The organism is Paraburkholderia sejongensis (assembly GCF_020880815.1).
GTDB classification, from domain to species: Bacteria; Pseudomonadota; Gammaproteobacteria; order Burkholderiales; family Burkholderiaceae; genus Paraburkholderia; species Paraburkholderia sejongensis.
Genome location: NZ_JAJITD010000018.1, coordinates 1 through 13,099, shown reverse-complemented (window position 1 = coordinate 13,099; position 13,099 = coordinate 1). Strand labels below are relative to the sequence as shown.

At 64.7% G+C, this 13,099-nt stretch carries 13 protein-coding genes; 3 read left to right on the top strand and 10 right to left on the bottom strand.

Features of this window, described 5'->3' with window-relative positions:
* Positions 1-10: 10 nt before the first annotated feature.
* The 5 genes from trpD to rpe form a co-directional block, all read right to left on the bottom strand.
* On the bottom strand, positions 11-1,042 hold the full coding sequence (gene trpD, locus LJ656_RS27795) for an anthranilate phosphoribosyltransferase (RefSeq protein ID WP_230512740.1): 1,032 nt from the start codon (positions 1,040-1,042) through the stop codon (positions 11-13).
* 20 nt (positions 1,043-1,062) lie between these two features.
* A complete protein-coding gene (locus LJ656_RS27790; RefSeq protein WP_230512739.1) occupies positions 1,063-1,653 on the bottom strand; it encodes an aminodeoxychorismate/anthranilate synthase component II in 591 nt (196 codons plus the stop codon).
* Between the two features lie 13 nt (positions 1,654-1,666).
* Positions 1,667-3,160, bottom strand: a complete 1,494-nt coding sequence (trpE, locus tag LJ656_RS27785) for an anthranilate synthase component I (protein WP_230512738.1) — start codon at positions 3,158-3,160, stop codon at positions 1,667-1,669.
* A gap of 377 nt (positions 3,161-3,537) precedes the next feature.
* Positions 3,538-4,254 (bottom strand): phosphoglycolate phosphatase, encoded by a 717-nt coding sequence (locus tag LJ656_RS27780; RefSeq protein WP_230512737.1) that lies wholly within the window; start codon positions 4,252-4,254, stop codon positions 3,538-3,540.
* Positions 4,255-4,261: 7 nt separating this feature from the next.
* A complete protein-coding gene (gene rpe / locus LJ656_RS27775) occupies positions 4,262-4,945 on the bottom strand; it encodes a ribulose-phosphate 3-epimerase (RefSeq protein ID WP_075303049.1) in 684 nt (227 codons plus the stop codon).
* Between the two features lie 350 nt (positions 4,946-5,295).
* On the opposite strand from rpe, the gene apaG reads away from it, so the two are divergent.
* A complete protein-coding gene (apaG, locus tag LJ656_RS27770) occupies positions 5,296-5,670 on the top strand; it encodes a Co2+/Mg2+ efflux protein ApaG (RefSeq protein WP_230512736.1) in 375 nt (124 codons plus the stop codon).
* Between the two features lie 163 nt (positions 5,671-5,833).
* On the opposite strand, the gene LJ656_RS27765 is transcribed toward apaG, so the two are convergent.
* Positions 5,834-6,001, bottom strand: a complete 168-nt coding sequence (locus tag LJ656_RS27765) for a hypothetical protein (RefSeq protein WP_230512735.1) — start codon at positions 5,999-6,001, stop codon at positions 5,834-5,836.
* A gap of 28 nt (positions 6,002-6,029) precedes the next feature.
* Between LJ656_RS27765 and mltA the strand changes: the two genes are divergently transcribed.
* A complete protein-coding gene (mltA, locus tag LJ656_RS27760; protein WP_230512734.1) occupies positions 6,030-7,148 on the top strand; it encodes a murein transglycosylase A in 1,119 nt (372 codons plus the stop codon).
* Positions 7,149-7,324: 176 nt separating this feature from the next.
* On the opposite strand, the gene paaK is transcribed toward mltA, so the two are convergent.
* The 4 genes from paaK to paaN all read right to left on the bottom strand — a co-directional run bounded on the left by paaK (position 7,325) and on the right by paaN (position 12,048).
* Positions 7,325-8,629, bottom strand: coding sequence for a phenylacetate--CoA ligase PaaK (gene paaK / locus LJ656_RS27755; protein WP_230512733.1), 1,305 nt, complete (start codon positions 8,627-8,629; stop codon positions 7,325-7,327).
* Between the two features lie 144 nt (positions 8,630-8,773).
* Positions 8,774-9,235: a hydroxyphenylacetyl-CoA thioesterase PaaI gene (gene paaI / locus LJ656_RS27750; RefSeq protein WP_230512732.1), complete on the bottom strand. Its 462-nt coding sequence runs from the start codon at positions 9,233-9,235 to the stop codon at positions 8,774-8,776.
* Between the two features lies 1 nt (position 9,236).
* Positions 9,237-10,028 (bottom strand): 2-(1,2-epoxy-1,2-dihydrophenyl)acetyl-CoA isomerase PaaG, encoded by a 792-nt coding sequence (gene paaG / locus LJ656_RS27745; RefSeq protein WP_230512731.1) that lies wholly within the window; start codon positions 10,026-10,028, stop codon positions 9,237-9,239.
* Positions 10,029-10,347: 319 nt separating this feature from the next.
* On the bottom strand, positions 10,348-12,048 hold the full coding sequence (gene paaN, locus LJ656_RS27740; RefSeq protein WP_230512730.1) for a phenylacetic acid degradation protein PaaN: 1,701 nt from the start codon (positions 12,046-12,048) through the stop codon (positions 10,348-10,350).
* A 140-nt stretch (positions 12,049-12,188) separates the two neighbouring features.
* On the opposite strand from paaN, the gene LJ656_RS27735 reads away from it, so the two are divergent.
* A complete protein-coding gene (locus LJ656_RS27735) occupies positions 12,189-12,965 on the top strand; it encodes an enoyl-CoA hydratase (protein ID WP_230512729.1) in 777 nt (258 codons plus the stop codon).
* Positions 12,966-13,099 lie beyond the last annotated feature (134 nt).

The following is a 13,099-nucleotide window of genomic DNA, read 5'->3' as shown; positions in this document are numbered from 1 at the left end:
CGTTACGTGATTACTTCGTGAATTGCTGGGTGAACCGCACCAGTTCGTCGACCTTCGCGCGCGCCTTGCCGCTCGCGATCGCCTCGCGCGCGAGCCCGATGCCGTCGGCGATCGAGTCCGCGACGTTGGCCGCATACAGCGCGGTGCCCGCGTTCAGCGTGACGATTTCGCGCGCGACGCCGGGTTTGTTGTCGAGCGCGTCGAGCAGCATCACCTTCGATTCGCCCGCGTTGGCCACTTTCAGCGTGCGGTTGGACACCATCTGCATGCCGAAGTCTTCCGGATGGATCTCGTACTCGCGGACCTCGCCGTCGCGTAGCTCGCCGACCAGCGTGGCGCCGCCGAGCGACACTTCGTCCATCCCGTCCATTCCGTACACGACCAGCACGTGTTTCGCGCCGAGCCGCTGCATCACCCGCACCTGAATCCCGACCAGATCCGGATGGAACACGCCCATCAGCTGGTTCGGCGCGCCGGCCGGATTGGTCAGCGGGCCGAGGATGTTAAAGATCGTGCGCACGCCGAGTTCGCGGCGCACCGCGGCGACGTTCTTCATCGCCGGATGATGGTTCGGCGCGAACATGAAGCCCATGCCGGTTTCCGCGATCGACGCCGCGACCTGTTCCGGCGGCAGATCGATGTTCACGCCGAGCGCCTCGAGCACATCCGCGCTGCCCGACTTGCTCGATACGCCGCGATTGCCGTGCTTGGCGACCTTCGCGCCGGCCGCGGCCGACACGAACATCGTCGCAGTCGAAATGTTGAACGTATGCGCGCCGTCGCCGCCGGTGCCGACGATGTCGACGAAGTTCGAGTTGTCCTGCACGTGCACGTGCTGGGCAAACTCACGCATCACCGTGGCGGCCGCGGTGATCTCGCCGATGGTCTCTTTTTTGACGCGCAGGCCGGTGATGATCGCGGCCGACATGACCGGCGACAGCTCGCCGCGCATGATCAGGCGCATCAGATGCAGCATTTCGTCGTGGAAAATCTCGCGATGCTCGATGGTCCGCTGCAGCGCTTCCTGGGGCGTAATTGACATGATGTCGTCTCTCATTCTTATCAGGCGTGGCGGGAAACAGCGAGCTTCGACTGTTTGACGAAGTTTTCGAGCAGCGCGTGACCGTGTTCGGACAGGATCGATTCCGGGTGGAATTGCACGCCTTCCACCGCGAGCTCCTTGTGACGCACGCCCATGATCTCGCCGTCTTCGGTCCACGCCGATACTTCGAGGCAGTCGGGCAGCGATTCGCGTTCGATCGCGAGCGAGTGATAGCGGGTCACCGTGAAGTGCCTGGGCAGATCCGCGAACACGCCCTTGCAGTCGGTTTCGATCGTGCTGACCTTGCCGTGCATGATGGTCTGCGCGCGCACCACGCGACCGCCGAATGCTTCGCCGATCGCCTGATGGCCGAGGCACACGCCGAGGATCGGCGTCTTGCCGGCGAATTCGCGCAGCACGTCGAGCGTGATGCCGGCGTGCTGCGGATTGCTCGGGCCGGGCGACAGGCAGATGCGCTCGGGGTTGAGCTTCGCGATGTCGTCGAGCGTGATTTCGTCGTTGCGATAGGTACGTACGTCTTCGCCGAGTTCGCCGAAGTACTGCACCAGGTTGTAGGTGAACGAGTCGTAGTTGTCGATCATGAGCAGCATGGTGGGTCTCCGGTCAGAAGTCGCTATCGAGGCCGTCTTGAACCTGTTCGGCCGCGCGCAATACCGCGCGCGCCTTGTTCTCGGTCTCCTGCCATTCGGATTCGGGCACCGAATCGGCGACCACGCCGGCGGCCGCCTGCACATACAGATTGCCGTTCGCGATCACGCCGGTGCGGATCGTGATGGCCAGATCCATTTCGCCGGTGAACGACAGATAGCCGACCGCTCCGCCGTAGAGGCCGCGCTTGATGGGTTCGAGTTCGTCGATCAGTTCCATCGCGCGGACCTTCGGCGCGCCCGACAGCGTGCCGGCCGGGAAGGTCGCGCGCAGCACGTCATAGTTGGTGACGCCGGGTTTGAGCTTGCCTTCGACCGAACTCACGATGTGCTGCACGTGCGAGTACTTTTCGATCACCATCTTGTCGGTCACGACGACCGAGCCGATCTGCGCGATGCGGCCGACGTCGTTACGCGCGAGGTCGATCAGCATCACGTGCTCGGCGATTTCCTTCGGGTCGTTCAGCAGTTCGGTCGCGAGCGCGGCGTCGCGCTCGGGGGTGTTGCCGCGCGGCCGGGTGCCGGCGAGCGGCCGGATCGTGACGATGCGATCCTCGCCGCGCTTTTCCTGGCGCACCAGAATTTCCGGCGATGCGCCGACCACGTGGAAGTCGCCGAAGTTGTAGTAATACATGTACGGCGACGGATTCAGCGAGCGCAGCGCGCGGTACAGCGACAGCGGATTGTCGCGATATGGCTTGGTCAGGCGCTGGCCGACCTGCACCTGCATCAGTTCGCCGGCGGCGATGTATTCCTTCGCCTTGCGCACTGCGGCCAGATAGTCGTCCTTCTTGAATTCGCGGTAGATCTCGGTGCGCACGCTGCCCGATACGACCGGCGGTTCGACGGTCACGCGCAGCCGCTGACGCAATTCGCGCAGACGCTGCTTTGCTTTCGTGTAGGCCTCGGCCTGGGTCGGATCGGCATAGACCACCAGATAGAGCTTGCCCGCGAGGTTGTCGATCACCGCGACTTCCTCGGTCAACAGCAGCTGGATGTCGGGCAGGTTCAGATCGTCTTTCGGCGCGCTGTGCGCGAGCTTTTTCTCGATGTAGCGCACCGCGTCGTAGCCGAAGTAGCCGGCCAGACCGCCGGTGAAGCGCGGCAGCCCGGGGCGCTGCGCGACCTTGAAGCGCGCCTGGAACTGCTGGATGAACGCGAGCGGATCGCCGTCGTGGGTCTCGACGACCGCGCCGTCGCGCACTACTTCCGACACGCCGTTGCGTGTCCGTACCACGGTGCGCGCCGGCAGGCCGATGAACGAATAGCGGCCGAAGCGTTCGCCGCCGACCACCGATTCCAGCAGGAACGAGTTCGCGCCGTTGCGCTCGGTCTGCGCGAGCTTCAGGTACAGCGACAGCGGCGTTTCGAGGTCGGCGAGCGCTTCGGCGATCAGCGGAATGCGGTTGAAACCCTCGTTGGCGAGGGACTGGAATTCGAGTTCGGTCATGTTCCGATCCTGTACGGTGGTCCGGCGGCGGCTAGCGTCAGACGAAAGCGGGGGCGTCGCGCCTCCGGTCAGGGCGTGGGTCGAGTTCTCGACTCGATGATACCGACCGGCGCGCGTTTTCCATCGACGCGGAAAAGCGGTGCGTGGGCGCAGCGGTACTTTGCGGGTACGCGCAGGCTCAATCAGCCGATGCCGCAGCGAATAGTCAGACGATGGAAAAAGCGCGTGAGCGCTGCGAAGTAAAAAACGGTTGCCGAAGACGAGCTTCAGCGTACCTCAGGCGAGGTTAGCGCGACCAGCGACGCCAGGGCCAGGCTCCCCGGTCGATGCTAATGCGACTCCGTTTTTTATTCAGAAACATGAAGATGATGGACTGTTCAAGTCGTGGATTGGTGCGCTGCGATCGCCTTGGCGGCGTCGAACAGCGAGGCAACTATACCATCGGATTTTATCGTTTGTATAGCTTGGCCATGGTTGTAGCCGTAGGGCACGGTGAGCGTCGCCATGCCGGCCGCGCGGCCCGCCAGCGCGTCGTTTTCCGAGTCGCCGATCGCGACCGTCGCCTCCGGCGCGACGCCTAATTGGGCGGCGGCGGTGAGCATCGGCAGCGGGTCGGGCTTCTTTTTCGCGAGGCTGTCGCCGCCGAGCACGACGCTGAAATACTGTGCGAGACCGTACTGTTGCAGCAGTTCGAGCGCGAAGCGGTGCGGCTTGTTGGTCACGCACGCGAGTTTGAGGCCCGCGTCGCGCATCGCGCGCAGGCCCGCTTCGACGTCGGGATAAAGCCGCGTGTGCACGCCGTTGATCTTCGCGTACTCCTCCTGATAGATCGCCAGCGCTTCCTCGAAGCGGTCCTGCGCATGCTCGGCCTCGAAGCGCGGCGCGAGCACGCTGCGGATCAGATGCTCCGAACCCTTGCCGACATAGCCGACCACTTCCTCGCGCGAGGTTTCCTCGGCGTCGAGCTGCGCGAGCATGCCGTTCAGGCCGGCGGTGAAGTCGTCGGCGGTGTCGACCATCGTGCCGTCGAGATCGATGATCGCGGCTTCGACGCGCGGGCCGGTGAAGATTGGGGCGGGGTACGGAGCGGTCATCGGTGGCTTAGCGTTGAACGGTGGCGAGGGCGGCGCGCATCTTGTCGATCACGACCTTGTGATCCGGCTGGCCGAAGATCGCCGAGCCGGCCACGAAGGTGTCCGCGCCGGCCGCCGCGATTTCCGCGATGTTGTCGACCTTCACGCCGCCGTCCACTTCGAGGTGGATGTCGCGGCCGGTGCGCTCGTTGTACGCGTCGATGCGCTTGCGGGCCTCGCGCAGCTTGTTGAGCGCCTCGGGAATGAACGACTGGCCGCCGAAGCCCGGATTCACCGACATGATCAGCACGAGGTCGACCTTGTCCATCACGTGATCGAGATAGTTCAGCGAGGTTGCCGGGTTGAACACGAGACCGGCCTTGCAGCCGTGGTCGCGGATCAGCGACAGCGTGCGATCGACGTGTTCCGACGCTTCCGGGTGGAAGCTGATCAGGTTCGCGCCGGCTTTCGCGAAGTCCGGCACGATGCGGTCGACCGGGCGCACCATCAGGTGCACGTCGATCGGCACGTCCACGTGCGGGCGGATCGCTTCGCAGACAAGCGGGCCAATGGTCAGGTTCGGCACGTAGTGGTTGTCCATCACGTCGAAGTGGATCCAGTCGGCGCCGGCGGCGACGACGCTACGGACCTCTTCGCCCAGACGGGCGAAATCGGCGGACAGGATGCTGGGGGCGATGCGAAATTGCGTCATGACAGGGCCGGATGCGAGCGGGGAAAGCGCCATTTTACCGGTTTGGCGGCGCGTGCCGTGGACGGGCGGCGCGGGGCGCAATGACCTGATGAAATGGGGGCGAGCGTATCAACGCGCCCGGCGGAACACGTGGAAAAGTCGCGCCGGAAAGCGAAGCGGCGAAAAGTGTCCGTCGCCGCGTCTCGCTTGTACCTGGCTTGTGCCTGACCAGGCTTTTATCCGTTGCGGGCGTGCCGCGCATCAAGCAGAATGCCACTCCATGAGCGCCCGCGTCGCCGCTGCACCCGCAGACCATCGGCGTTCGGGCCTTCCAGGATTTTTCACCCCCGTTTGACCAGACCGGAATCAGGATGAGCCAGTACGAATTCAGCGTATCGGCGCAGGTGCAATACCTGCCCGAAGAATCGGATCCGGAGCGTCGCCAGTACGCCTTTGCCTACACGCTGACCATCCGCAACACCGGCCAGGTGCCCGCGCAGTTGATCGCGCGTCATTGGATGATCACCGACAGCGACAACACCGTGCAGGAAGTCAAAGGACTCGGCGTGGTCGGCCATCAGCCGCTGCTGAAACCGGGCGAGCATTTCGAGTACACGAGTTGGGCGGTGATCGCGACGCCGGTCGGCACGATGCGCGGAGATTACTTCTGCGTGGCCGAGGACGGTGAGCGCTTCGACGCGCCGGTGCCGGAGTTCGTATTGCGCATGCCGCGGACCTTGCATTGAACCGACGTGGCGGTGCGCGGTCTTTTAATGACTTTGTATGGACGCGACGCAGCCTGGCGCAATGAATGGCGGGTGCGCAGCGGACGGTCGAATGCGCGGCGGGACGCGTGGACCGGTGAGCGTCTGATGCGCAATCAGGCATGCCGCTCACCGAGGCGCGGCGCTACGGCTTCTGCTGTTGCTGCGGTTGGGACTGTTGCGCCGAGCGGCTACGCGTCGCTTTCTTCTTGCCCGACGACGTCCATACAACGATAAACACGAGCAGGAAGAGCGCGAGCAGCGCTTCCAGCGCGAAGATGAGCATCGGGTATTCGTCGAACAGATCAGACATGGCGGTTTCCATCAAGAACGAACATTGTATGCGTTTTGTCCGCCGCGCCGGCGCGTGGCTCGGTGCGTTGTCGGTTGCGGTAATGCTGGCGTCCTGCGGTGGCGGCGGCGCGATCCGGCCTTCTCCACCAACCGGCGCGGCGATCGTGCCCGGCCAGATCGCGTCGGCGCGTCTGACCGCGGTGGCGTGGCAGCAGGTGCCGGGCTGGCAGGATGATTCGTTGATCGGCGCGACGGCCGCGTTGCGCCAGAACTGCGTGCGGCTCGCGCGCCAGCCGAACTGGTCGCGCGCGTGCGCGGCGGCCGCGCAAATCGACGATCTCGACGTCACCGGCGCGCGCGCTTTCTTCGAAGCCTATTTCACGCCGTTCCAGCTCGCGAATAACGACGGCACGCTCGACGGTCTGGTCACAGGCTACTACGAGCCGTTGCTGCGCGGCTCGCGCAGCCGGCATGGTGTCTATCAGACCGCGTTGTACCGCTGGCCCGCCGGCTATCGCGCGGGGGCGCCACTGCCGGCACGCGCGCAACTCGAACGCACTGGCGTGCTGAACGGCAACGAACTCGTGTGGGTCGACGATCCGATCGAAGCGTTCTTCCTGCAGGTGCAGGGCTCCGGGCGCATCGTGATGGAAGACGGCAGCGTGATGCGGGTCGGCTTCGGCGGCACCAATAATCAGCCATACAAATCGATCGGCCGCTGGCTGCTCGATCGCGGCGAGATCACGCCGGCGCAGGCGACGATGCAGGGTATCAAGGCGTGGGCACGCGCGAATCCGACGCGCGTCGACGGCTTGCTCGACACCAATCCACGCTTCGTGTTTTTCCGCGAGATGCCGTCCGCCGAAAGCATTCCGGCCGGCGGCGCGGACGGTCCGATCGGCGCGCTCGGCGTGCCGCTGACGCCGGAGCGCTCGATCGCGGTCGACCCGAGCTCAATCCCGCTCGGCACCCCGGTGTTCCTGCAGACCACGCGGCCGCTGACGAATTCGCCGATGAACCGCCTCGTGTTCGCTCAGGACACCGGCAGTGCGATCAAGGGCGGCGTGCGTGCCGACTACTTCTGGGGCCTCGGCGACGACGCCGGCGATCTGGCCGGCAAGATGAAGCAGGGCGGCAGGATGTGGCTGCTGCTGCCCAATTCCTGAAGTGCGGGTTGGGTGCCGCGGCTTTTAGTGAGCCGCGGTTGAAGTGATTGCGACGCGCAAGGCCGAATTGAAAACGGCGTCACGTGCGGATTTCGCTCCGGACGTGACGCCGTTTTTTCAGGGCGGGGATTTGAGCCTTTTTTGCAGCGTCCTCCAGCGTCTAACGGTTACCCGGCTCAAAGCCCCGACTTGCGCTTGTCCACCACCCGCCGCGCCTTGCCCACCGAACGCTCGATCCCGTTCACCGCGAGCACATTGACCACCGCGCTCACGCCGATCAGCGCTTTGATGTCATAGGCGAGGGCGTTTTTCGCGTTGGTCAGCGCGCCGGTGTCCGGAGCCGTTTCGGGGCAGGGCTCGACATTCAGCGTCAGCACGTCGAGCGGCCCTTCCTTGGTCAACACGATCTGATAGTGCGGCGCGAGCGCGCGCTGGCGCAGCAGCAACTCTTCGATCTGCGTCGGGAAGACGTTGACGCCGCGCACGATCATCATGTCGTCCGAGCGGCCGGTGATCTTTTCCATCCGGCGCATCGTGCGCGCGGTGCCGGGCAGCAGGCGCGTGAGGTCGCGGGTGCGGTAGCGGATGATCGGCAGCGCTTCCTTGGTTAGCGACGTGAACACCAGTTCGCCGAGCTCGCCGTCGGGCAGCACCTCGCCGGTTTCCGGATCGATGATCTCGGGATAGAAGTGATCTTCCCAGATCGTCGGGCCGTCCTTGGTCTCGACACACTCGGACGCGACGCCCGGGCCCATCACTTCCGACAAACCGTAGATGTCGACCGCGTCGATGCCCATGCGCTTTTCGATCGCCTCGCGCATGTCGTTGGTCCACGGCTCCGCGCCGAAGATGCCGAGGCGCAGCGAGCAGGCGGCAGGATCGATCCCCTGACGTTCGAGCTCGTCGGCGATCGACAGCATGTAGCTCGGCGTCACCATGATGATGTCCGGGCGGAAATCCTGGATCAGCTGCACCTGCTTTTCGGTCTGGCCGCCGCCGAACGGGATCACGGTGAGGCCTGCGCGCTCCGCGCCGTAGTGCGCGCCGAGGCCGCCGGTGAACAGACCGTAGCCGTAGCTGACGTGCACCTTGTCGCCGCGCTTCGCGCCGGCGGCGCGGACCGAGCGCGCGACGAGATTGGCCCACGTGTCGATGTCGCGCGCCGTGTAGCCGACCACGGTCGGCTTGCCGGTCGTGCCGGAAGACGCGTGAATCCGCGAAATCTGTTCCTGCGGCACCGCGAACATCCCGAACGGATAGTTGTCGCGCAGATCCTTCTTGGTCGTGAACGGAAAGCGCGCGAGGTCGGCGAACGACTTGACGTCGCCCGGCTGAACACCGGCTTCGTCGAACTTGCGCCGATAGACCGGCGAATTTTCGTACGCATGGTTCAACGACCATTTGAGCCGTTCAAGTTGAAGCGCGGCGAGTTCGTCGCGGCTGGCGGTCTCGATCGGATCGAGCGGAAGGGCGGTGCTCATCGAATGTCTCCTTAATGCCTCAGTGCCTGGGTCTGGATATAGGTGTATAGGTGGCGCGCGCTCGCCGGCATGCCGCGCGGAGGTTGAAGCGCGAAGGCGGCTAGGGCGCCGCCTCCGGCTAACTCACTGTTGGTCGGTCGTGCGTTAGTCGCCTGTCGGAATCAGGTTGCCTTTGATTTGCGCCGACTTGCCGCGAAACATCGCGACGGTTTCCCCGGCACGATTGGTCACGCGAATGTCGTAGATGCCGGTGCGCCCGTTCAACGTCTGCTCGACCGCTTCCGCGCTCAGCACGTCGTTGCCGTACACCGGCCGCAGGAACTCGATCGAACAGCCGGACGCGACGGTATTGATGTTGTACGTGTTGCAGGCGAACGCGAAGGTCGAATCGGCGAGCGTGAAAATCAGGCCGCCGTGGCAAATCTGATGGCCGTTCAGGAAGTCATCGCGCACGGCCATGCGCAGCCGCGCGTAGCCAGCGCGCACTTCGAGAATTTCGAGCCCGAGCGCGCGGCTGCAAGCGTCGTTTTCGTACATGGCGGCGGCGGTCGCGCGGGCGAGTTCGTCGGCTGTCATCTGATTGGGGCGGTTGGTTTGAGTGGACATATCAACGGCCCTCGAAGCGCGGCGCGCGCTTTTCGATGAACGCCTGAACGCCTTCGGCGTAATCGCGCGACGCGCCGAGCTCACGTTGCAGGTCGCGTTCGAGGTCGAGTTGCTGGTCGAGCGTTCGGGTTGCGCCGGTGCGCATTGCCTGCTTGATGGCCGCAATCGCGCGAGTGGGTTGCTGCGCCAGTTGCGCCGCCAGCCGCGCCGCGGCGGGGGAGAGTTCGGCGTCGTCGAACACCTGCCAGATCAGCCCCCAGCTTTCGGCTTTCTCGGCGCTGAGTTTGTCGCCGGTGATCGCGAGCCCCAGCGCGCGTGCCATGCCGACGCGCTGCGGCAGCAGCCACGTGCCACCCGAGTCCGGCACGAGGCCGATTTTCACGAACGCCTGAATGAAGCTGGCGGAGCGCGCCGCGAGCACGAGGTCGCAGGCCAGCGCGAGATTCGCGCCCGCGCCGGCGGCCGTGCCGTTGACCGCTGCGATCACCGGCAGCGGCAGCGCTTGCAGACGGCGGATCAGCGGGTTGAAGTGCTCATCGATCAGGCTGCCCAGATCCGTCATTGCGCCCGGCGTGAAATCGAGGTCGGCGAGGTCCTGGCCGGCGCAGAAGCCGCGGCCGGCGCCGGTCAGCACGAGCGCGCGGGCACCCGACGTCTCGACCTCGCCGAGCGCGTCGGCCAGTTCGCGGTGCATCGCGCGTGTGAAGCTGTTCAGCTTATCCGGACGGTTCAGCGTGATGGTGGCGACGTGGCTCGATGAGTCGATGTCCAGCCGGATCGCTTCATATGACATTGGGTGTCTCCTCAAAGTCTCGTTGACCGATGGGCACGGCGCCGTGGCTAGCGAAAAGATTCGCGCGCGATCGCGACGCCGCGGCTCTGTTCGCACGTACTGCACTCGAGGTTTTTCGATGTTCCGCGTGACGCGCGGGTGGCGCAGTGAATCGCGAATACGGTGCGTCGGCCATCGAAACTTTCGCTCGGGCGAATCGACACGGAGTGCCGATCCACTCTGCCTTCATGTTAGTTAGAGCGCGCAGCATGGTCCATTCGGCCGGAAGGCATAGGACCGTCCATCCATGTGATCGTGCTGCGCTTTCGTCCTATCCCATTTAGCCAGCTACCGCCGGCGCCGCTTTGGGTTCAACATGGACCCGGCTTTGAACGACGCGGAAGCGGTTGGCGACGAACGCGGCATCGGCCAGCGCGGCATTGGCGGCGGGATTCGCGCCGGTGCCGTGGAAATCCGAGAAGGCCGCCGATTGATTGACGAAGACGCCGCCGGTCAGATTGATCGACAGTGCGACGCCGCCGCGAATCGACGCTTCGTGCGCGGCGTCGAGCACGGCGTCGTCCGTGCTGTACACCGACAGCGTCAACGCGCCGTGCTCGGCGGCGATTGCGCCGGCGAGTTCGAGCGACTGCGCGGTCGAGTCCGTCGCGATCACGAACGAAATCGGCCCGAACCATTCGCGGGTGAATTGCGCGTGGTCGCTCGCGGCGTCGAGTTGCAGCAGGAGCGGAGTGCGTACGCGAGCGCCGGGGAACGACGGGTGTTCGAGCGTCTGGCTTGCGGCGAGAACGCGGCCGAGCCTGCCGGCTTCGTCGATGCGCTGCACGACGCCTTCGTTCTGGATCGCGCCGAGCAATTCGACTGCCCGGGCCGGATCGGCGACGAGCTTCTGAACCGCGCCCGCGAGTGCCTGCGCGACGTCGTCGAAGCTGAGTGTGCCTTCGGCCGTGCGAATGCCGTTGCGCGGCACGTAGATGTTTTGCGGCGCGGTGCACATCTGGCCCGAGTACAGCGCCAGCGAAAACGCGATGTTGCGTGCAACCGCTTTGAGGTCGTCGACCGAGTCGATCACGATCTGGTTGACGCCGGCTTTCTCGGTGTAGACCTGCGCCTGGTGCGCATTGCGCTCGAGCCACGTGCCGTTCTGCGTGCTGCCCGTGAAGTCGATCAGTTTGATTTCGGGGCGGAGTGCAAGGTCCTGGACCAGCGCGCCGTCGTTCGGCTCGGTAGCCAGCAGCGTGATGACGTTCGGATCGAAGCCTGCTTCGCGCAGCACGTCACGCGCGATGCGCACGGTCAGCGCGAGCGGCAGGATCGCGCCCGGGTGCGGCTTGACGATGACCGTGTTGCCGGTCGCGAGGTCGGCGAACAGACCCGGATAGCCGTTCCACGTCGGGAATGTGCAGCAGCCGAGCACGAGGCCGGTGCCGCGCGGCACGACGGTGTAGCGCTTGTGCATCGCGAGCGGCGGGTTCTTGCCCTGCGGCTTTTCCCAGTGCGCGTCGGCGGGAATGCGGCGCAGCTGGTCCCATGCGTACGCGACCGCTTCGAGCGCGCGATCCTGCGCATGCGGCCCGCCGGCCTGAAACGCCATCATGAAGGCCTGGCCGGTCGTGTGCATCACGCTGTAGCCGAGTTCGAAACTGGCGCGATTCAGACGCGCAAGGATTTCGAGGCTCACGCCGATCCATGCTTGCGGGCCGGCAGCGCGCCAGTCGCGCTGCGCGACGGCGGCAGCGGCAATCAGCGAATCCGGGTCGGCTTGCGGGTAACGCACGCCGAGCGCGAAACCGAACGGCGAGACTTCGGCGCCGACGGTTTGCCCGCTGGACGGCTGGTCAAGTTCGAAGGTTTTGTCGAGCAGCGCTTTGAACGCGGCTTCGCCGTCCGCGTTCGCCGTTTCCCCGTACACTTTCGGACTGGGCATCTCGGCGAACGGGCTCCAGTAGCCACGCGTTTCGAGCGCGGCGAGCGCCTTGTTCAGCGTGTCTTCGTGCTTCGTGAATAGCGGATGTGTCATGACGATGAGGGCCTGGCTGAGCGTTGGGGAAAGACCTGTCGAATAATTGACCGACCGGTTGGTTGGCGAATGGTAGCATTATTAAGAGAGCCGCGCGAAGCGTTTTCGCGTGGGTATTAACCATATGGAGTGGAGGCTGCATGGCATACGAAAACATTCTGGTTGAGACGCGTGGACGGGTGGGACTGATCACGCTGAACCGTCCGAAGGCACTGAATGCGCTGAATGACGCATTGATGGACGAACTGGGCGCCGCGCTGCGCGAGTTCGACGCCGACGACGCAATCGGCGCGATCGTGGTGACTGGCAGCGAGAAGGCATTCGCGGCCGGCGCGGATATCGGGATGATGGCGTCCTACACCTATATGGATGTCTATAAGGGCGACTACATCACGCGCAACTGGGAGACGGTTCGTTCGATCCGTAAGCCGATCATTGCCGCGGTCGCGGGCTTCGCGCTCGGCGGGGGCTGCGAACTGGCGATGATGTGCGACATGATCTTCGCCGCGGATACGGCAAAGTTTGGTCAGCCGGAAATCAAGCTAGGCGTGATGCCCGGTGCGGGCGGCACGCAGCGGCTGCCGCGCGCGGTGTCGAAAGCGAAGGCGATGGACTTGTGTTTGACCGCGCGCTTCATGGATGCAGCGGAGGCGGAGCGTGCCGGTCTGGTGTCGCGCGTGATTCCGGCGGCTTCGCTGCTCGACGAGGCCGTCGCGGCCGCTGCGACGATCGCCGAGTTTCCTTTGCCGGCGGTGATGATGGTCAAGGAATCGGTGAACCGCGCCTACGAAACCACGCTCGCGGAAGGTGTGCATTTCGAACGCCGCCTGTTCCACTCGCTCTTCGCCACCGAAGACCAGAAGGAGGGCATGGCCGCGTTCATAGAAAAGCGCAAACCGGTTTTCAAGCACCGTTAATACGCTTGTCGAAATAACGCTTGCAAGCCCTCCGGCCAGCGACTAGAATCTCGCTCTTTCGTGCTCCGGACGCCGGGGCACGGGGAAGCGGGAGAGCCTTAAGTGGTGCGGGCTTCAGCGACGTGGGCAGGTCA